General features: G+C 68.4%; 21 protein-coding genes. 11 read left to right on the forward strand and 10 right to left on the reverse strand.

The genetic code is table 11. The annotated features are described in order from the left end of the window. Positions 1-62: 62 nt before the first annotated feature. Both ABD678_RS07305 and ilvA read left to right on the forward strand, forming a co-directional pair. A complete protein-coding gene (locus ABD678_RS07305) occupies positions 63-1244 on the forward strand; it encodes an AI-2E family transporter (RefSeq protein ID WP_344755223.1) in 1182 nt (393 codons plus the stop codon). Continuing rightward, positions 1237-2502: a threonine ammonia-lyase gene (ilvA, locus tag ABD678_RS07310; protein ID WP_344755224.1), complete on the forward strand. Its 1266-nt coding sequence runs from the start codon at positions 1237-1239 to the stop codon at positions 2500-2502. The genes ABD678_RS07305 and ilvA overlap by 8 nt, the downstream gene beginning before the upstream one ends. 229 nt (positions 2503-2731) lie before the next feature. Here the strand turns inward: ilvA and greA are convergent, their stop codons facing one another. Next, entirely contained in the window at positions 2732-3217 is a 486-nt protein-coding gene (greA, locus tag ABD678_RS07315; protein WP_344755226.1) for a transcription elongation factor GreA, read from the reverse strand. 101 nt (positions 3218-3318) lie between these two features. Beyond that, on the reverse strand, positions 3319-3738 hold the full coding sequence (locus ABD678_RS07320) for a DUF4307 domain-containing protein (protein WP_344755228.1): 420 nt from the start codon (positions 3736-3738) through the stop codon (positions 3319-3321). Between the two features lie 117 nt (positions 3739-3855). On the opposite strand from ABD678_RS07320, the gene mca reads away from it, so the two are divergent. Next, entirely contained in the window at positions 3856-4731 is an 876-nt protein-coding gene (mca, locus tag ABD678_RS07325; RefSeq protein WP_344755230.1) for a mycothiol conjugate amidase Mca, read from the forward strand. After that, entirely contained in the window at positions 4728-5021 is a 294-nt protein-coding gene (locus tag ABD678_RS07330) for a hypothetical protein (protein ID WP_344755232.1), read from the forward strand. Before mca ends, ABD678_RS07330 begins: the two co-directional genes overlap by 4 nt. Here ABD678_RS07330 and trhA read toward each other — a convergent pair. Further along, positions 5011-5745, reverse strand: coding sequence for a PAQR family membrane homeostasis protein TrhA (trhA, locus tag ABD678_RS07335; RefSeq protein WP_344755233.1), 735 nt, complete (start codon positions 5743-5745; stop codon positions 5011-5013). The two genes, ABD678_RS07330 and trhA, sit on opposite strands and share 11 nt — an antisense overlap. 71 nt (positions 5746-5816) lie before the next feature. On the opposite strand from trhA, the gene ABD678_RS07340 reads away from it, so the two are divergent. The 4 genes from ABD678_RS07340 (at position 5817) to ABD678_RS07355 (ending at position 10184) form a co-directional block, all read left to right on the forward strand. After that, a complete protein-coding gene (locus ABD678_RS07340; RefSeq protein WP_344755234.1) occupies positions 5817-6602 on the forward strand; it encodes an isoprenyl transferase in 786 nt (261 codons plus the stop codon). Positions 6603-6694: 92 nt separating this feature from the next. Then, the gene (locus ABD678_RS07345) at positions 6695-7819 is read left to right on the forward strand and encodes an aminotransferase class V-fold PLP-dependent enzyme (protein WP_344755236.1); all 1125 of its coding nucleotides are present in this window, start codon (positions 6695-6697) and stop codon (positions 7817-7819) included. 232 nt (positions 7820-8051) lie between these two features. After that, the gene (locus ABD678_RS07350; RefSeq protein ID WP_344757116.1) at positions 8052-9389 is read left to right on the forward strand and encodes a PhoH family protein; all 1338 of its coding nucleotides are present in this window, start codon (positions 8052-8054) and stop codon (positions 9387-9389) included. A gap of 21 nt (positions 9390-9410) precedes the next feature. Then, complete coding sequence (locus ABD678_RS07355; RefSeq protein WP_344755238.1) at positions 9411-10184, forward strand: hypothetical protein; 774 nt, start codon at positions 9411-9413, stop codon at positions 10182-10184. A 14-nt stretch (positions 10185-10198) separates the two neighbouring features. On the opposite strand, the gene ABD678_RS07360 is transcribed toward ABD678_RS07355, so the two are convergent. The 7 genes from ABD678_RS07360 to ABD678_RS07390 form a co-directional block, all read right to left on the reverse strand. Further along, the gene (locus ABD678_RS07360) at positions 10199-11596 is read right to left on the reverse strand and encodes a class II fumarate hydratase (RefSeq protein ID WP_344755240.1); all 1398 of its coding nucleotides are present in this window, start codon (positions 11594-11596) and stop codon (positions 10199-10201) included. A 30-nt stretch (positions 11597-11626) separates the two neighbouring features. Then, a complete protein-coding gene (locus ABD678_RS07365; protein WP_344755242.1) occupies positions 11627-12268 on the reverse strand; it encodes a carbonic anhydrase in 642 nt (213 codons plus the stop codon). Continuing rightward, a complete protein-coding gene (locus ABD678_RS07370; RefSeq protein WP_344755243.1) occupies positions 12265-12933 on the reverse strand; it encodes a DUF4245 domain-containing protein in 669 nt (222 codons plus the stop codon). Before ABD678_RS07370 ends, ABD678_RS07365 begins: the two co-directional genes overlap by 4 nt. Next, a complete protein-coding gene (locus ABD678_RS07375; protein ID WP_344755245.1) occupies positions 12930-13232 on the reverse strand; it encodes an exodeoxyribonuclease VII small subunit in 303 nt (100 codons plus the stop codon). Before ABD678_RS07375 ends, ABD678_RS07370 begins: the two co-directional genes overlap by 4 nt. Before the next feature lie 9 nt (positions 13233-13241). Continuing rightward, positions 13242-14474: an exodeoxyribonuclease VII large subunit gene (gene xseA, locus ABD678_RS07380; protein WP_344755247.1), complete on the reverse strand. Its 1233-nt coding sequence runs from the start codon at positions 14472-14474 to the stop codon at positions 13242-13244. Positions 14475-14636: 162 nt separating this feature from the next. Beyond that, the gene (locus tag ABD678_RS07385) at positions 14637-15998 is read right to left on the reverse strand and encodes a hypothetical protein (RefSeq protein WP_344755249.1); all 1362 of its coding nucleotides are present in this window, start codon (positions 15996-15998) and stop codon (positions 14637-14639) included. After that, positions 15995-16570, reverse strand: coding sequence for a 3'-5' exonuclease (locus ABD678_RS07390; protein ID WP_344755251.1), 576 nt, complete (start codon positions 16568-16570; stop codon positions 15995-15997). Before ABD678_RS07390 ends, ABD678_RS07385 begins: the two co-directional genes overlap by 4 nt. Positions 16571-16660: 90 nt before the next feature. Between ABD678_RS07390 and ABD678_RS07395 the strand changes: the two genes are divergently transcribed. The 3 genes from ABD678_RS07395 to ABD678_RS07405 are packed head-to-tail and all read left to right on the forward strand — an operon-like array spanning position 16661 to position 19623. Then, positions 16661-17230: a DUF6264 family protein gene (locus tag ABD678_RS07395; RefSeq protein ID WP_344755253.1), complete on the forward strand. Its 570-nt coding sequence runs from the start codon at positions 16661-16663 to the stop codon at positions 17228-17230. A gap of 37 nt (positions 17231-17267) precedes the next feature. Further along, the gene (locus tag ABD678_RS07400; RefSeq protein WP_344755255.1) at positions 17268-18482 is read left to right on the forward strand and encodes a sensor histidine kinase; all 1215 of its coding nucleotides are present in this window, start codon (positions 17268-17270) and stop codon (positions 18480-18482) included. After that, positions 18475-19623: a hypothetical protein gene (locus ABD678_RS07405; RefSeq protein WP_344755257.1), complete on the forward strand. Its 1149-nt coding sequence runs from the start codon at positions 18475-18477 to the stop codon at positions 19621-19623. The genes ABD678_RS07400 and ABD678_RS07405 overlap by 8 nt, the downstream gene beginning before the upstream one ends. The last annotated feature ends 4 nt before the right edge of the window (positions 19624-19627 follow it).

Here is a 19627-nt window from a genome sequence, read left to right on the forward strand (position 1 = left end):
GTTCACGGATACCGCAGAGGGAATATGACCGATACGGCATACCCTCCCGCATAGACTGAAGCGTGATTTTCCGTAAGCGGGGCACGGCTGCCGAAGGCCGACGGCAGGCTCTGCAGCGTCACGCCGTACAGCGGCAGACCGTGGAGGATGCCGTCCCGGTCGGCATGCGGATCGCCGGCGCCTGGTCGTGGCGCCTTCTGGTCATCGCCGGCGTCATCGCGGTGTTCGTCTTCCTCGTCATCCAGCTGAAGCTCATCGTTATTCCGCTCATGGTCGCGATTCTGCTCGGGGCGCTCCTGGTTCCCCTCGTGCAATTCCTGCAGCGTCACCGCTGGCCGAAATGGCTCGCGGTCGCGGTCGCCGAGGTCGGGCTCATCGGCGTCGTGACCGGACTCGTGTATCTCATCGTCACCCAGATCGTCCGGGGCTTCCCCGACCTGCGCGACCGCTCCCTCGTGTTCTTCGAGGAGCTGAAGACGCTCCTGCTCAACTCGCCCCTGCATCTCACCGAGGCGCAGATCAACGACTACCTCGCCCAGAGCTGGGAGGCGATCCAGCGGGACAGCCAGTGGCTGCTCTCCGGCGCCGTATCGTTCGGCTCGTCGTTCGGGCATTTCCTCGCCGGCATCCTGCTCGTGCTCTTCGCCACGCTGTTCATCCTCATCGACGGCAGGCGCATCTGGCAGTGGACCGTTCGGCTGTTCCCCCGGCGGGCGCGGGCAGCGGCCGACGGCGCAGGGCGGGCCGGATGGGTCACCCTGACCGACTTCGTGAGAGTCCAGATCTTCGTGGCCTTCATCGACGCGGTGGGCATCGGGCTCGGCGCCTGGATCCTCGGCCTGTTCTTCGGCGGGTTCCCGCTCGTGGTCCCCATCGCGATCGCCGTCTTCCTCGGCTCCTTCATCCCCGTGGTCGGCGCCGTGCTGACCGGTGTGATCGCCGTCTTCGTCGCCCTCGTCTACCTCGGAATCTGGCCGGCGGTCATCATGCTCGGGATCGTGCTGCTCGTGCAGCAGGTCGAGGGCCACGTACTGCAGCCGCTCGTCATGGGTACGGCCGTCAAAGTGCACCCGCTCGCCGTCGTCTTCGCGGTCGCCGCCGGCGGGTTCCTCGCCGGAATCGCCGGTGCACTGTTCGCCGTCCCGGTCGTCGCGACGCTCAACATCATGATCCACTACATCGCGCGGGGCGAGTGGCGCGAGCATCCCGACCCCACGCTCGAGGATGTCCTGCGCGATGAGTGAGGCATCCGGCGCCCCGGAGCCCGGCGCTTCGGCGAACGCGATTCCGGCGCTCGAGGACATCGAGGCGGCTCGCGAGATCGTGGCCGCCGTCGCGAACACGACCCCGATGGAGAGCTCCCGGTACCTCTCCGAACTGCTCGGTTCACCCGTGTACCTCAAGTGCGAGAACCTGCAGCGCACCGGCTCCTACAAGGTGCGGGGAGCATACAACCGGATGGTGCGGCTCACCCCCGAGGAGCGCGAGCGCGGCGTCGTGGCGGCCTCGGCCGGGAACCACGCCCAAGGTGTCGCGCTCGCCGCGCGGGAGCTCGGCATCCGGGCCACGATCTTCATGCCGGTCGGGGTCGCCCTGCCGAAGCTGCAGGCCACGAGGAGCTATGGGGCGGATGTGGTGCTGCGCGGTCACACCGTCGCCGAGCCGCTGCGTGCGGCGGCCGAGTTCGCCGAGACGACCGGGGCCATCCTCATCCCGCCCTTCGACCACCGCGACGTCATCACCGGCCAGGGCACGCTCGGGCTCGAGATCCTCGATCAGGTGCCCGACCTCGACACCGTGATCGTGCCGCTCGGCGGCGGCGGACTCATCGCCGGGGTCGCGAGCGCGGTCAAGCAGCGCGCCGCCCGCGAGGGCCGCACCGTGCGGGTCATCGGCGTGCAGGTCGAGAACTCCGCGCCGTACCCGCTCTCGATCGAGGCGGGCGAACCGGTCGAGGTGCGCATCAAGCCGACGATCGCGGACGGCATCGCGGTGAGCAAGCCGGGGGAGCTGAACTTCGCGATCATCCGGGAGCTCGTCGACGAGATCGTCACGGTGAGTGACGACGACACGGCGCGCGCCCTGCTCCTGCTGCTCGAGCGCGCCAAGCTCGTCGTCGAGCCGGCCGGTGCCGTCGCGGTCGCGGCGATCGTCACCGGCAAGGTGAGCGACCTCGGCACGACCGTCGCGATCCTGAGCGGAGGCAACATCGACCCGCAGGTCATGGAGCGGGTCATCTCGCTGGGGCTCGTGGCGAGCGACCGCTTCCTCAAGCTGCGCGTCAAGCTGCCGGATCGCCCCGGCCAGCTCGCGCGCATCGCCGAACTGATCTCGGATGCCAACGCGAACGTCATCGAGGTGTCCCACACCCGGCACGGCCGCGGTGCGCTGCTCGGCGAGGTCGAGCTCGAGCTGAGCCTCGAGACGCGAGGGCCGGAGCACGTGCAGCGCGTGCTCGACCACCTGCGCGAGGCCGACTACGACCCGCGCGTCGACTTCTAGGCAACCGTTCCCGGCTACCGCTCCCTGAGGAGGGGGTCGCTGGTTGAGTAGTGCGCAGCGCGTATCGAAACCAGATTGCGGTTCGCACCTGACTCCGCGAGATGCGGCAAGTTCGGGGTGTGCGGGCACAGCGACCCCGAACTTGCCGCATTTCGCGCATGGTTGCCAGCCCGTTCGCTCCTCAGGGAGCGGGACTGCGCCCGGAGCGGAATCGTGCGGTAGTGCGGTACTAGAAGCTGTAGGTCTTCACCTTGAGCAGCTCGACCGTGATCTCCTTGCCGTTCGGCGCCGTGTAGACGACCGAGTCGCCCTGCTTGTGGCCGATGATGGCCACGCCGAGCGGGCTCTGCTCGCTGTAGACGTCGAGGTCGCTGTCGCCGGCGATCTCGCGGTTGCCGACCAGGAACTCGCTCTTCTCGCCCGCGATCTTCGCGGTCACGACCATGCCCGGCTCGACGACGCCGTCGTCCGGGGGGTTGCCTACCTTCGCGGTGCGCAGCAGGGCCGTCAACTGGCGGATGCGGGCCTCGATCTTGCCCTGCTCCTCCTTGGCGGCGTGGTAGCCGCCGTTCTCCTTGAGGTCGCCCTCTTCGCGTGCGAGCTCGATCTTGCGGGCGATCTCGATGCGCCCCTCCCCGCTCAGGTGCTCGAGCTCGCTCGTCAGGCGGTCGAACGCCTCCTGGGTCAGCCAGGTCTCTGCAGTGGCGTCAGCCATTGTGCACTCCTTCGGTGAGTCCCGCCCCGTCGGCGGCCATGCGCCAGCCAAACAAATGAGACCGGCCAGTTCGACCGGTCTCCGAAGCGATTCGCTCAATCCTACGTGAGCCAGCAACGGTAGATCAAGCCGGTGACGGCCCGTTGCGCGGTGCGGACCGTCTCCGTGTACTGCCGTGTGTAGGTCTCGGATGCGGGCAGGTCGACGATCTTCCAGCCCACGATCCCGTGCGCCTCGTTCTGCGCCTGCAGCGCGCAGGACACCTCGGTACCCGCAGTCACCGAGACCTCCCAGGTCACGCTCACGGTGCGGTCGTCGACGAGTCGGTGGCCGATGTCGCGGGCGTCGAGGCCGCCCTGACCGTTGTCGAGGCCGGCCCAGACCACCCAGGCGGTGAAGATCGCAGCGAAGAGCACCGCGGCGACGACGATGATCCAGCGATCGCGTCGCGAGCGGTCGGCCGTACGCCCGTAGCGCGCATCCAGTGCCGCGCGGGTGCGCTCCGGTGTGGCGTCTGCCATCGCTCTCCTCGGATGTGACCGCCGGCCGGGACGACCCTGCCGGCTCGGCCGATGTGTCCTGTCGGTCTGGCCGATTAGTCTGGTAACCCAAGGCTAATCGTCGAACGGAGTCCATTGGTGTCCAGACGGCTGCTCGCGGTACACGCCCACCCCGACGACGAGTCGAGCAAGGGCGCTGCGACCTACGCGCACTACGTGAACGACGGCGCGCAGGTGCTCGTCGTGAGTTGTACGGGCGGCGAGCGGGGCGACATCCAGAACCCGGGGCTGGACCGGGTCAGCGCGGCCATGGCCGAGCGGGACATGGCGGGGTTGCGTCGGCTCGAGATGGCGGCGGCGCGCGAGGCGATCGGTTTCGACCACCGCTGGCTCGGGTTCGAGGACTCCGGGCTGCCCGAGAACGACGAACCGCTCGCGGCCAACTGCTTCGCCCTCATCCCGCTCGAATACTCCGCCGCGCCGCTCGTGAAGATCATCCGCGAGTTCCGGCCGCAGGTCATGGTCACCTACGACGAGCAGGGCGGCTACCCGCACCCCGATCACATCCGCACGCACGAGATCTCGATGTACGCGATGGCGGCGGCGGCGGATGCGACCCGATACCCCGAGGCCGGGCCGGCCTGGCAGATCCAGAAGGTCTACTACGACCGGATCTTCAACACGCCGCGGGCGAACGCGATGTACGAGAAGCTGAAGGAGTCGGACCCGGAGTCGCCGCTCCTCGGCGAGCTCGACGACATCCGCAAATGGATGCGGGAGCGCCCGGACCTCGCGACGACCCACGTCGAGGTCGGCGCGTTCTTCGACGCCCGCGATACGGCACTGCGGTCGCACGCGAGCCAGGTGGCCCCGGACAGCCACTTCTTCTTCTGGCCGAACGAGTTCCAGCGCGAGGTGTGGCCGTGGGAGGACTACCAGCTCGTCACCTCCCTCGTGGAGAGCGAGTTGCCGGAGGACGACCTGTTCGCCGGAATCGAGGAAGAGGACCGATGATCCACGCCGCAGTCGCTGCACTGGCCGCCCTGTTGCCCGGCGCCGCCGCCTTCGTCACGTTGCTCCCCGGAGCAACCGAACCGACCCCGTCTCCGGCCCCGGACTTCGACCCGAACTCGGTCACGCCGACCTGGGTCGGCTTCGCGATCACCTTCCTCGTGGCCGTCGCGGCCGTACTGCTCATCATGGACATGGTGCGCCGCATCCGCCGCACCCGCTACCGCGCGGAGATCCAGGAGAGGCTCGAGGCGGAAACCGATGTGGAGGCCGACGGCGAATCTAGGCCGTGAGCGGCGGGTCGATCGCGACGAGGAAGATCGCGGTCCAGTGGCACAGGAACGCGAGCAGGGTGAGCGTGTGGAAGATCTCGTGGAACCCGAACCTGCCGGGGAAGGGGTTCGGCCGTTTGAGGCCGTAGACGACGGCGCCCGCCGTGTAGAGCAGCCCGCCGACGATGATCAGGATCATCATGGCCGCGTTCGCCGCGAAGAAGTCGACGATGAACATGACGGCCGCCCAGCCGAGCAGCACGTAGAGCGGCACGTAGAGCCAGCGCGGCGCGGAGATCCAGAACACCCGGAACCCGATGCCGATCAGCGCACCGCCCCAGACGAGACTGAGAAGCAGGATCGCCTTGCCCTCGGGGAGCGCGAGCACCGTGATCGGGGTGTAGGAGCCGGCGATGAGCAGGAAGATGTTCGCGTGGTCGAGCCGCTTGAGCACCCTCTTCGTCCGCTCGCTCCAGTTGAAGCGGTGGTAGAGGGCTGAGACGCCGAAGAGCAGCAGTGAGCAGAGCATGAAGACGGCGGAGCTCAGCTTGGCGGCGAGGCCGTCGGCGAGCACGATGAGGATGATGCCGAGCGCGATCGCGGCGGGGAACGTGCCGGCGTGGATCCAGCCGCGCCAGGTCGGTTTCGTGTCCTGGTGCTCGCTGGCGTCCTCCAGGAGTGGGATGTTCGGAAGGTCGACTTCCGTCACATCCGCCGCCGCCTCATGGCGTACATCCGCAGTCATGGGCTCAGCTTAGGCGCGCACCGTAACAGCAGGCTGGGAATCGCAGGCGCCAAGTGGACTAACGTAGCCGTGTGCGAAAGCGGGAAGTGCCGTTGGGCCGTGGAATCCTCTATGGCCTGTACCAGAGGCGGCTGAGGCGCGAGATCGCCGACCTGACGGTACCGAAGCACATCGCCATGATCCTCGACGGCAACCGGCGCTGGGCGCGGCAGAATCTCCTCGAGTCGGCCGGTCACGGCCACCGGGCGGGCGCGGCGAAGTTCCGCGAGTTCCTGATCTGGTGCGACGACATCGGCGTGAAGGTGACCACCCTCTACCTGTTGTCGGCCGACAACCTCACCGGGCGCACGAACGAGGAGCTCCAGGAGCTCTTCGAGATCATCGCCGACCTCGCCGACGACCTCTCCCACTTCCGCAACTGGCGGGTGCAGCACGTCGGCTCACGCGACGGGCTGCCGGGGGCGCTCATCGCGAGCCTCAAGGCAGCCGAGGCCCGCACCGCGAAGAACACCGGCATGCACATCAATCTCGCCGTCGGCTACGGCGGTCGGCGTGAGATCGCGGATGCGATGCGCAGCATCGTTCAACAGCACGCGACCGCAGGCAAGTCGCTCGACGCGCTCGCCGAGATCCTCACCCCCGAACTCATCGGCGAGCACCTCTACACGGGGGGACAGCCGGATCCGGACCTCGTCATCCGCACCTCGGGGGAGCAGCGGCTGAGCGATTTCATGCTCTGGCAGAGCGCCCACAGCGAGTTCTACTTCGTCGAGGCGCTCGGGCCCGACCTGCGCGAGGTCGACTTCCTCCGCGCCGTGCGCGACTACGCGAGCCGCGAGCGACGTTTCGGGCAGTAAGACGGGCACCCGAGCCGCCCGTCACGGGCGGGCAGCGGTCATCGAGCGGGTGGACGCCGGGGTCTACCCCGGCGCCATGGGACACTGGAGCCATGTTGTCGATCGACGATTTCGCGCTCCGGTTCGACGAGGAGCCAGGCTATCTCGACTTCGCGCGCGTCGGCCCGCTTGCGCGGACGGTCGTCGAGGAGGAGCAGGCTCAGGTCGAGCTCCTGCGCAAGGCCCGCTTCGGGAGCCTCGACAGTCTCCTGGCCCAGGACGAGCGCGTGCGCACCGCGGTCGCCGCGGTCACCGGATTCCGTCCTGAGCAGCTCGTGTTCCAGCCGAACACGAGCACGGGCCTGTTCCAGGCGATGCTCGGGCTTGACGGCGGAGTGCTGATGTCGTCGGCCGAGTTTCCGAGCAGCCCCTTCGCGGCGGTGCGCGCCTCCGACGCCCTGGGCGCCCTGACGCCGCAGTGGCTCGACACCGACTACGGCGGGGTCACCGCGGGGGCAGTCAAGCAGCAGCTCACGAAGGAGACGTCAGCCGTGGCGGTGAGCCTCGTCGACTTCCGGACCGGCCACGTCGCGGACCTCGACGGCATTCGGCAGGTCATCGGCGACCGTCTGCTCATCGTGGACGCGATCCAGGGCTTCACGGTCGTGGATGCGCCCTACCAGGTCGCCGACGTCGTGGTGTCCGGCGGCCAGAAGTGGGCGCGGGCCGGGTGGAGCACGGGCTTCCTGGCCTTGAGCGACCGGGCAGCCGACCGCATCCGTCCGATTCTCTCCGGCTTCAACGCGACGGATGAGGGGGACATGCCTCTCGACTCCGTTCCGCATCCGGCGCGCGGCGCCAGGGCGTTCCAGGTGAGCAACCCGAGCCCGATCGCCGAGGCTCGTCTCGCCTCCGCGCTCGAGGAGATCGCCGAGGTCGGAGTTCCCGCGATCGCTGCGCGCGTCGCCGAGCATGCGGTGCGCGTCATCGAACTCGCCGACGAGTTCGGCATCCCCGTCGTCTCCTCGCGCGACGACCGCGAACGTGCCGGCATCGTCGTGCTGGAGCCGGCCGTCGACCAGTTCACCGTACTCGTCGCCTCGCTGCACAACCACGGTGTCACGGTGACCTCCCGCGGCGGGACAGTGCGGGTGAGCGTGCACGTGACGACAACGGAGGAGACGCTCGGGATGCTCCGCGCCGCCTTCCAGTCGTTCGCCTCGGCGACCACCGTGTGAGCTCTGGGGGCGACCCCGAAGGTGGGGCATCATCCGATACCGGCATCGGGCGTGTCGTCACTGTTTCTGCAGACGCTTGCACGTAGCGTCGAGACATCAGGCACGGCGCCTGACCGAAGCGGCCACGCAAGTTCGCTTTCGAGATCTGGTCGGCTGCAACGGACATGGTCCGGACCCCCGGGGTTCGGGGATGGAGTAGTCAGTGGCCACGAGCAGGACCACCCAGCAGAAGATCAGCCAGCCCGACCGGGCTGCGGATGCCGGGGAGGTGGTTCGCCAGGCCGAGAAGACCTATGTGCTCGACACGTCGGTGCTCCTCTCCGACCCCAAGGCGATCTTCCGCTTCGCCGAGCATGCCGTCGTCCTCCCGGTCGTCGTGATCAGCGAGCTGGAGTCGAAGCGCAACGACCCCGAGATCGGCTACTTCGCCCGGCAGGCGCTGCGCAACCTCGACGACCTGAGGGTCAAGCACGAGCGGCTCGACTTCCCGGTCGCGGTGGGATCGGGTGGGAGCCTCCGCGTCGAGCTCAATCACACGAGCATGTCGATCCTGCCCTCCGGGCTGCAGCTCGGCGACAACGACTCGCGCATCCTGGCGGTCGCGCTCAATCTCGCCGGTGACGGGCTCAACGTCACGGTCGTCTCGAAGGACCTCCCGTTGCGGGTCAAGGCGGCCTCCGTGGGGCTCGCCGCCGAGGAGTACCGCGCCGAGCTCGCGGTCGACTCGGGCTGGACCGGCATGGCCGAGATCGATCTCGGCTCGAAAGACATGTCGAAGCTCTACGACGAGGAGGCCCTCAGCACCCGCCTGGTCTCCGATATCCCGGTCAACACGGGGCTCGTCATCCATTCGGAGCGCGGATCGGCCCTCGGCCGGGTGACCGGCCCCGGCACGGTGCGGCTCGTGCGCGGCGACCGCGACATCTTCGGCCTGCACGGTCGTTCCGCCGAGCAGCGCCTCGCGATCGACATGCTCCTCGATCCGGAGCTCGGGATCGTCTCGCTCGGCGGCCGCGCCGGGACCGGGAAGTCCGCGCTCGCCCTGTGTGCGGGCCTCGAGGCTGTGCTCGAGCGTCAGCAGCACCGCAAGATCATGGTGTTCCGTCCGCTCTACGCGGTCGGCGGCCAGGAGCTCGGCTACCTGCCGGGGGATGCCGCCGAGAAGATGAACCCCTGGGCCCAGGCGGTCTTCGACACCCTTGGCTCCGTCGTGTCGCAGAACGTGCTCGACGAGGTCGTCGAGCGGGGGTTGCTGGAGGTGCTGCCGCTCACGCATATCCGGGGCAGGTCGCTGCACGACGCCTTCGTGATCGTCGACGAGGCGCAGTCGCTCGAACGGAACGTGCTGCTGACGGTGCTCAGCCGGATCGGCCAGAACTCCCGGGTCGTCCTCACCCACGACGTGGCCCAGCGTGACAACCTGCGGGTGGGCCGGCACGACGGGGTGGCTTCGGTCATCGAGACGCTCAAGGGCCACGACCTGTTCGGCCACGTCACGCTCACGCGATCCGAGCGCTCCGACATCGCCGCGCTGATCACCGAGCTCCTCGAGGGCAACGACGTGGCCTGATCGAACTGTTAAGGTCGAGAGGTGACAATCCTCCTGCTCGTCGTTCTGGTGAGCCTGGGGGTCGTCTTCCTCTGGGGGCTTCTCGCACCGCGAAGTCAGTGGCGGATGCTCGTGAGCTGGAGTTACCGTGACCCCCATGCGAACGAACCGACCGGCTCGGCCTACACGCTCTACCGCCTCGTCGCCGCCCTCGGTATCGCGACGATGGTGGTGAGCGGACTCCTCGCCTATCGCTCGTGGGTCGATAACCAGCCTCCTCCGCCGCCCCCGCCGACAGCCGTCGAGCGAATGTGGGGCTCGCCCTATCCGCTCGTCGTCAACCGCGTCGTCCATGCGCTCGGTAAAGTGCCCGCCGGCCTCGTCGAACAGCCGATCCTCGGCTATCAGGCGGTGAGCGGCACGACTCGGCAGCCGGTCTACCTCTTCCGGCTGGGGGTGTTCGACCCCGTCGCGGCGACGGAGGAGAACGGCTACATCGGCACCGACCCCGATACCGGGTTCCTGGCGCTCGACACAGCGGAGCTCGTCGTGAAGGTCGCCGGCGATCCGCAGTGCTTCCCGCATGCTGCCGTCATCCGCGAGGATGCCAAGGCGGTACGGGTGGGGATCTACTACGGGCAGGCGAACCCTGCCGACGGGTCGAACGCCGAAAACCTGGCCGACTGCAACACGCGCGCGAGCGGGCTCAATGTCCCGGTGCTGGTGCCACTGAAGCTCGCATCACCGCTCGGGGACCGCCCCGTACTCACGCTCGACGGCGATCCGATCCGGCAGGTGCCGGTCATCGACCAGTAGGCCCGGGCCGGGCTTCAGCCCGGGTGGGTCATGCTGAGCACATCGAGCAGCGTATCCAGCTGTTCCTCGGTGATCTCGCCACGCTCCACGAAACCGAGTTCGACGACCGACTCGCGGACCGTGATCCCGCGGGCGACCGCGTTCTTGGCGACCTTCGCGGCGGCCTCGTAACCGATCACCCGGTTGAGCGGCGTGACGATCGACGGTGAGGACTCCGCCAGCGCCCTGGCACGCTCGACGTTCGCTTCGAGCCCGTCGACGACCTTGTCGGCCAGCAGGATGCTCGAGTTGGAGAGCAGGCGGATCGACTCGAGCAGCGCCGTTCCCATGACCGGGATCGCGACGTTGAGCTCGAAGGAGCCGCTCGCACCGCTCCACGCGATCGTCGCATCGTTGCCGATGACCCTCGCGCACACCATGAGCACGGCCTCGGGGATGACCGGGTTGACCTTGCCGGGCATGATCGAGGAGCCGGGCTGCAGGTCGGGGATATGCAGTTCGGCGAGACCGGTGTTCGGGCCGGAGCCCATCCAGCGCAGGTCGTTGCAGATCTTGGTGAGACTCACGGCGAGCACCCGCAGAGCCCCGGATGCCTCCACGAGTCCGTCGCGCGCGCCCTGCGCCTCGAAGTGGTCCTCCGCCTCGGTGATGGGCAGGCCCGACTCTTCGGCGAGCACCGCGATGACCTGCTGGGGGAACCCGGCCGGGGTGTTGATGCCGGTGCCGACCGCGGTGCCGCCGAGGGGGACCTCCGCGACGCGTCCGATGGTCGCCTGCACGCGCTCGAGGCCGAGTCGAACCTGTCGCGCGTACCCGCCGAACTCCTGGCCGAGGGTGACGGGCGTGGCATCCATGAGGTGGGTGCGACCGGACTTGACGACGTTCGCCCACTCCTTCGCCTTCGCCTCGAGCGAGACGGCGAGGTGCTCGAGGGCAGGGATGAGGTCCGCCAGCAGGGCACCGGTGACCGCGACGTGCACCGAGGTCGGGAAGACGTCGTTCGAGGACTGGGAGGCGTTGACGTGGTCGTTCGGGTGCACCGGCGAGCCGAGCGAGGCCGTCGCGAGCGAGGCGAGCACCTCGTTCATGTTCATGTTCGAGGAGGTGCCGCTGCCGGTCTGGTAGACGTCGATCGGGAACTGGTCGTGGTGGTCGCCGCCGATGATCGTGTCGGCAGCCGCGACGATCGCGTCGGAGATCTTCTGGTCGAGGATGCCGAGCGAGCCGTTGACGATCGCCGCCGCGCGCTTGATGCGGGCGAGCGCCACGATCTGGGCCGCCTCGAGGCCGGCTCCGGAGATCGGGAAGTTCTCGACCGCGCGCTGCGTCTGTGCTGCGTAGAGCGCGGTCGCCGGAACGCGCACCTCGCCCATCGTGTCGTGTTCGATGCGGAACTCGCCTTGCGTACTCACGGGTGTGACATCCTTCGTGCGGGGTGGTGGTCAGGTGGGCTGCACGTCGCCGACGATCACGTCGGGAACGGCGAGTCCCTCGAGGAGTCGGTAGTTCGCACCGACGATAGCCAGCGTACCCGCAGCGATGGCCTCGCTCATGAGTTCGGAGCCGGCGACGAGGCCCGCGACGGTGTCGCGGAGGTGCTCGCGGCCCACCTCGGTCGCGTCGAGCGGGCCGGTCCCCGGATGGCGGTCCCGCACCCGGCCCACCGCATCCGTGATCGGGTCGATGAGGTTCCGGATGTGCGGGGGGATCGCCGGAGCGTTCTCGTCCTGGCACTGGATCGCCGCGGCGACAGCGCCGCACTCGTCGTGGCCGAGCACGACGATGAGCGGCACCCCGAGGATCTCCACCGCGTATTCGAGCGAGCCGATGACCGAGTCGGAGTTGACCTGTCCGGCGTTGCGGACGACGAAGAGGTCGCCGAGCCCCTTGTCGAAGATGATCTCGGCGGCCAGCCGCGAGTCGCTGCAGCCGAACAGGGCGGCGTGGGGGAACTGCTTGCCGATGAGCTCGCCGCGGCGCTCGACGTCCTGCCGCGGATGCCGTGGCTCGCCGGCGATGAACCGCCCGTTGCCGCGCACCATCTCCCGCCAGGCCTTCGCGGGCGTCGTCGTGGGAGTGGTCATCGTTGCATCCTTATCGTCGGGGCCAGGGCGGAGGCCAGTACTTCGAACTCGTCGTCGGGCGCCGTACCGAACAGGACGTAGCTGCTCGTCCGGCCGGACTCGTCCTCGGTCCCGGTCGCGGTCATGGCGTAGGCGAGGTTGCCGGCATCCTTCGCGAGGCGGTGGTCGTAGACCTGCCAGGTGACCCCGTCGATGACGGTGCTGCCGGTGGCGGAGCGGCCGGCGAGCTGGTTCGACACCCAGGTCGGATTCGCGTCGATTCCCTGGCGCAGCGCCACGAACTGCTCCTTCGGGGTGAGGAAACCCACGTACCAGTTCGCGACGCCATCGGCCGGCATGGCGGAGAAGCTCGCGGCGTTCGAGGTCCAGCCCTCGGGCAGCGACGGCGCAGCCAGCGGCACCCCGGCATCCGCCTCGGCAGCGATCGCCTGGTAGTCGATCGGTTCGCGCGCGGGAGGGTCCGGGCGCACGACCACGAGCACGGTGACGAGCACCACGAGGAGGCAGGCCACGAGGGCGAGTGCGAGATTGAGGAAGGTCTGGCCCTGGCGGTGCCGTCGCGACGACTCCGCCTTGCGGTCGGCGATCTCCTGGGGGGTCTCCGGCCGTCCGAGCTCCGCGACGACGGGAGGTTGCCTGGATCGTGGTGGTGTGTCGGGGCTCATGCCGAAGGGGTGCCCTCCGCGGCGGAATTCCCGGGAGCAGCGTTGCCCACGGCACCGCCCCGTGCCGCATCCAGGCGGGCCTTCGCGCCGATGAGCCACTCCTCGCACCGTCGGGCGAGGGCCTCGCCGCGCTCCCACAGGGCGAGCGACTCCTCGAGCGTCGAGGAGCCCTGCTCCAACTCGTTCACGACCCTCACGAGTTCGTCGCGCGCCTGCTCGTAGCTCAGGTCGGTCAGGTCGGTCGCTGTGCTCCTGGATGCCGAGTTGCCGGATGCCGTGCTGTCGGATGCGGTTGCCACGGTTCCAGACTACCGAGCCCTGGACCCTGTCGGAGCGTTGCTGTCCACAGTCGTCCCCACGGTGCCGTCGGCGAGAGTGAGGAGGAGGGGTGTGCCGGCCACGGCATCCGATGCGCGACGAAGCACCGCGCCGCCCGGAAGCTGGGCGATCGCATAACCGCGGTCGAGGGTGCGTTGCGGCGAGAGGGCGCGCAGCTGACCGGTGAGCTCGGCCACAGAGGTGCCGGCTCGCTCGAGGAGGCGGTCGACGAGCTCGGCCCCCCTCGCGACGTGCCGGGTGAGCTCCTCCGAGCGGACCTCGACGATCCAGTTCGCACTCGACAGCGCCGGCCTCGTGCGCAGTTGCCCGATGCGGTCGATCTCAGCGGTCACGAGCCCGGTCACGCGCGTCCCGATGCGCGAGCGGGCCTGCTGCACGCGACTGAGCTCCTCCGCGACATCCGGGACGACCCGCTTGGCGGCATCCGTCGGGGTCGAGGCCCGCAGGTCGGCGACGTCGTCCAGCAGCGGGCGGTCGTTCTCATGGCCGATCGCGCTCACGAGCGGCGTCGTGCACTCCGCGGCGGCCCGCACGAGCGTCTCGTCGCTGAACACGAGCAGGTTCTGGAAATCGCCGCCGCCGCGCGCCACGATGATGACATCCACCTCCGGGTCGGCATCGAGCGTGCGGATGGCGGAGACGACCTCGCCGACCGCCCGGTCGCCCTGCACCGCGGCATGCACGACGCGGAAGGCGACGGAGGGCCAGCGCAGCTGCGCGTTGCGCAACACGTCCTTCTCGGCGTCGGAGTCCTTGCCGGTGACGAGCCCGATGCAGTGCGGGAGGAACGGTAGCGGCTTCTTGCGATCGGCGTCGAACAGCCCCTCCGCCCTGAGCTTCTGGCGCAGGCGCTCGAGGCGCTCGAGCAGGTCTCCGATGCCGACGTGGCGCATCTCGAAGACCTGCATCGAGAGCGTGCCGCCCTTGACCCAGTAGTTGGGTTTGAGCAGGGCGACGACGCGATCGCCCTGCTTGAGGTCGTCGGGGAGCTTCGAGCGCACCGACGACCAGATCGTGAACCCGATCGTGGCGTCGGCCTCGAGATCCTTGAGCTTGCCGTAGACGTTGCCGCCGGAGACGCCCCACTGGGTGATCTCGCCCTCGACCCAGGCCGTGCCGAGACGATCGATCCAGCCCTTGAGCTTGTCGGCGAGGATCGCGACCGGCCAGGGGGTCTCGCGGGTCGAGGGCGCATCGGTCATGGACGTTAGGTTACGGGATGCTTCCGACCGCCGGGACGGCGATCGGCGCTGGCGTCGCTGCGAAGCAACCTGACGGCCCGGAGTGCCGTCAGCGCTGGCGTCGCGGCGAAGGCCAGAAATGGCCTTCGCTCCAGGCTCCAGCGCGCAGAGATGGTCACCGCCTCATGCTTCGGCGCGCTGAATTCCCTCGATGTAGGCGTTGATCGTCGGCATTCCCATGAGCTTGTCGTGGAAGAAGGTGTTGACGACGTTGATGACCCGAGCCTGCGCCGCCTCCACCTCGGCGATGCGCCCTGCACCGGCGTTCTGGTGCTCGAGCGACTGGCGCAACTGCAGGAGCGCCTTGACGACCTCGGTCTCCTCGTCGCCCTCGAGCGCCCTGATGACATCGAGAACGAGCGCGTCGGCCTGGGACTGGACGTCGGCGATCGGGATCGACGACCCCGGCTGGGTGGCGTTGTCGAGCGTCGAGATGAGGGACCACACCTGGTACAGGATCGTCGTCGGCTCGTCGAACAGCTCACGGACGTAGGCGGCCTCCAGATGCTTGCCGGAGAGCCGGAACACGTTGTACATCCGCTTGGCGGCCTTGCCGTAGTTGAGATGGTGGGTGAGGTACTTGCGCACCTCCTGCTCGAGACGGTCGACGTAGTCGTCGAGTGCGTCGTCGGAGACGAACTTCGCGACCTTGGCGAACATCGGGACATCCTCGGCGTCGAGGTAGACCTCCTGGAAGAAGGCGTCGAGGTAGCCGTCGAGCGAGACGATCTCGCCATCCGGGGCCTCCCAGGTGACGTCGATGACGTTGCTCGCGTTGGAGAGCTGGCGGCGCTCGGAGTCGACCACGACCCAGTCGAGCTTGCACCAGCCGGGGTCGAGTGCGACCTCTTCCCAGCGCAGTACCGTCTCGCCCTGCGGACCTTCCACGCGCAGCTCCCGTGCCTCGATCTCGTCGAAGTCCCAGCTGATCGGACTGCCCTTGCTCACGCTTTTGCCCGCATGGGTGCCGTCGAAGGGATAACTGCCGAGTTTGGCCTCGAGGAACTGGTAAGTGGCGCCCTGGCGAGTGGTGAGCACCTTCTCTCGCAGGAGCTCCGCCATGGTCGCGCAGGCCGCTTCACGGGTCGGTGCCTTGATGTTGAGACGCTGGAAGTAATCGCAGTCTCCGGGGAAACTCTGGATCTTCGACTGCGCGGCGGAGCCGGAGATGGCCAGCGCGCTCTCGACGTCGGGAGACGGACCAGTTACCTCGACGATCTTGCCGAACCGGCGGAACCGCTCGAGGTCGCGCGGGCTGAAGTCGAGCATGGCGACGCGGTGACCGAAGGCACCGCTCGCGGTGTCGACGACGAGGTCGCCGCTGTCGGACTGCTGGGCGATGGAGGCCATCCACTTGACGGTGTCCTCCTCCTTGATCTCGAAGCCGAGCCGCTGGGCGGACTCCATGAGGCGCCGCACGTCGGCGGCGTCGCCGAGGGTGTCGAGAGCATCCGGGCTGTTGGCTGCGGGTTGTGTCGTGGTCATTTCTTTCTCCGTTTCGTCGTCGGCGGATGCCGTCGGGTCGTTGCGTCAGCCGCGATCGCGGTAAAGAGGGTGGCCTGGTCCTGTGCGTCGCCCAGGGCGTTGTGGGAGAGCGGTCGTCCGTCCAGGTAGTGGGGGGAGAGGAACCGGAGGCTCGTCTCGGCCCAGGTTCCCCCGGCCATGCCGAGGTAATAGGACTTGATGTCGATCGCCGAGTGGCCGAAAGGGTTGCGGCCGAGGAATCGCTGGAAGTAGTCGCACACGAACATCCAGTCGAAGGCGGCGTTGAACCCGACGAACACGGCCGTGTCGCCATCCGGAACGATCTCGGCGATCCAGTCGGCGAAGCGCTGCATGGCCTCGTCGGAGGCGACACCGTTGGCTTCGAGGTATTCGAGGGTGAGCCCGCCGATCGAGAGCGCCTCAGTCGTCATCTGGTCGTTGACGGGCTTGAGTTCGACGTAGAAGCCGTTCGCCGGGTCGTCGACCGGGCACGCGCCGATCGAGAGCATGGAGTAGCCGCTCGGATGCGGACCAGCCGTCTCCACATCGACGCTGATCAGTGTTTCGGCCATGGGGCTCCCGTCCACTCAGGCAACAGGCTACGGGATGCGGGGGGACGCTCTCCACTGCTGCCGTGCAGGCGTTGTTCGTAGACTGTGCAGGTGACGGTCCCGAATGACGCCCCCGGCCAGGAGCCGCGCCCTCGGCCGGAGTACGGGGAGTACGCGAGCCCCGAGGAGCAGGAGCAGGCGATCGCCCGCTCGCAGCCCCGCGAGGGTTCCGTGGGGCCGGATCGGCAGGCCCAGGCCATGCCCGCCGCGACACCCGTCGCACCGGACCATGCGCCGGTGCCTGCGACACCCGCGCCGGCGGGAGTCGGCGATCGGATGGTGACAGTGTTCCTGCTCGCCCTCGGTCTGGTCTACCTCATCGGCGGCGCGGGCGGCTACCTCGCCCTCGGGAAGACCCTCGACACCGTCTACGCGCAGTTCGGCCTCGGCGACTACACGCCGACGGCGGCGACCCCCGCCTTCGGTATCGCGATCGTCGTCGGCCAGGCGGTCATCTGGATCGTCGCGGCGGCGTGGTCGTACCGGCGCCTCTCGAGCGGCCGACGGTCGTGGTGGGTGCCCGTGCTCGGGGCGGTGGCGACGTTCCTGGTGACGGTCGTTCTCTTCGGGGTGCTCCTGGCGGGGGATCCCGCGTTCCTCGCCTACGTGTCGGAAGCCTGAGCCGGAAGGCGCTGTCATCACCGTACGATGGCGGTCAATGAGTGAGCAATCGATCCACAGAGCGGTGCCCCCTCGGGAACTCGCCGCGACGATCACGGCGCGCTCCGTGCTCCGGGCCGGATGGGCGGTCGCGGCCACCTACCTCGCGATCTCGGCCATCGCGATCATCGAACTCTGGATCGTCCGGCGCTATCCGGTTGAAGCTGCGATCCCCCTCCTCGCGCTCGCCGTCATGGGAGTGGCATTGTTCTTCCTGGTCAGGTACGTGAGTTGGTGGAGCGGCCTCATGTACCTCGCTGTCGGCGGGCTCGCCACGTTCGCCTACGTGTACGGTCTGCTGTCGATCGACCCGACCGTCAACGACCAGGGAACCTATCTCGTCAACCGGTTGGTCATCGTGTTGCTCCTGATCGGGCCCGTGAGCAGCAGGCTCATCCACGGGGTGCTGTGGTGCAGCGGCGGATGGCTGCTCGGCACACTCGCGACGATGGCGGCGCAGTCCGCGCTCGGGCTGTCGGTTCGGCCCGGGTTCGGCCCGGTCGTCTCGCTCTCGATCTACCTGACCGTCATCGTCCTGTTCGTGTTCATCCGGCGAGACCAGCGTCGGTTCGTTCCCGACTTCTCCGCCATCGAGGTGGAAACGGCCCGGATGGCGGGCCAACGCGAACTGGAGGAACGGGCAGTCGCACTCCTGCACGACACCGTGCTCAGCGACCTGGTTGCCCTCGCGAACGGCAAGAGCGCCCTCGACGAGCGCACCCGTGCGCGATATCTCAGCGATATCGGGAGGGTCACGAGCGGTCGACTCGAGCCGCGCGCCAACGCAGGCGCCGAAGGCGATGGCACCGACGAGGATTTTCGTCAGGAACTGCTCGCGGTCATCAGCGACTTCCGCTGGCGGGGGCTCGCCGTCGACGTGACCGGCGGTGAGGCGATGTCGGCGAGGCTGACCCCGGCGGCCGCGGATGCACTCCTCGGCGCGGTACGCGGGACTCTCGAGAATGTGGCGCGGCACTCCGGTTCGACGAGGGCCGAGGTGTTCCTGGAGGTATCAGGACCCGACCTCTCGGTCATGATCGTCGATCACGGTGTCGGCTTCGATCCGGAGGACGTCCCGGCGAACCGACTCGGCATCCGACGCTCACTCATGCAGCGAATCGAGGGCAACGGGGGCAGAGTACGGATCTGGTCGGCGCCCGGTGCAGGCACCTCGGTGCTCATCTCCCTGCCCCTGGAGGCGACGGATGATTGAGGCTTTCACGAGGTCGCCGCGGGAAGTGGACCTCCTCAGCTGGTTCACCGGCCCACTCGTGCCGACAGTGTTCGGCGGGCTTGCCGTCGTCTATGGATTCGGAATCGCCCTGTTGTCGCAGGGGCAGGAGATCTACCTTCCGCTCGAACTGGCCTCCGTGGCGTCCATGGCCATCGGATTCGTCATCATCGCCCTCCTCACCTCTTCGCGCCGCCTGGAACTCACCCCAGCGCTCAGCATCGCCCCGGCGGCGTTCGGGTGGATCGGACTCGGGCACTCGGCTTTTGCCCACATCCAGAGCACCGAGCAGGTCGAACTCTGGTGGGCCCCCGTTGGGCTCGGATTTCTCGTGGCGGCTCTTGCCCCCTACCTGTCGGCGATTCGTCTCCTCGTCATCGGCGGTGCGAGCACCATGGTCACGATCGCCGCCACGGCCGCCATGATGACGATCGGGGCGAGGCCGGAGTATTGGCCCACCGTCACCCAGCTGCTGCTCGGGGCCGGGTCGGTCGTGGTCGCCACGGTGGCAGCGGCGGTTTTCTCCTCCCAGGTCGTGCGGCGCACCATGGAATGGGCGGCCTCGGCACCGGGCCCCGTGCTGTCGAGCGGGGTGTTGGGCGAGTCGGCGAGACGCCGGATCCTGCGCCAGGAACTGGCCAGTGTCGGCGATCGTGCCGTGCCGCTGCTCGAACGCGTCGCGACAGCGGGCATCGTCACGCCCGCTGACCGCGAGCAGGCACGAGCGCTTGCGGAGGACTTGCGGGCTGAGCTCGTCGAACGCTCGAACCGGAGCTGGCTCGAATCGCTCGCTCGCCGCATGAACCTCACTGTCATCGACCAGGATCATCGCGCCGACCGAATGAACCGAGCCCAGCGTTCAGCCCTGCTCGGCCTGTTGCAGGCGGCGATTGATAGGTCTGCATCCGCCGGCGCGCCACTGGTCATCGAACTCCGCGGCGAGCCGGACGGATCCACGGCCGTCGCGCTCAGTACGGACGTTGCGCTCCCCGAGGGCCGGAGACTCACCCTGCTCGCCCCGCACTACGTCACGTTGCGGGCCGCCGTCGACGAGCTGGAGTGGGACGCCGGCGAGAAGCTTCGGCTGCGATTCCGGCTGCCGCCGGACCACTCGAAGAGCTGAGTGG

Origin of the sequence: Leifsonella bigeumensis, from assembly GCF_039537265.1 — a bacterium.
Classification (GTDB): domain Bacteria; phylum Actinomycetota; class Actinomycetes; order Actinomycetales; family Microbacteriaceae; genus Terrimesophilobacter; species Terrimesophilobacter bigeumensis.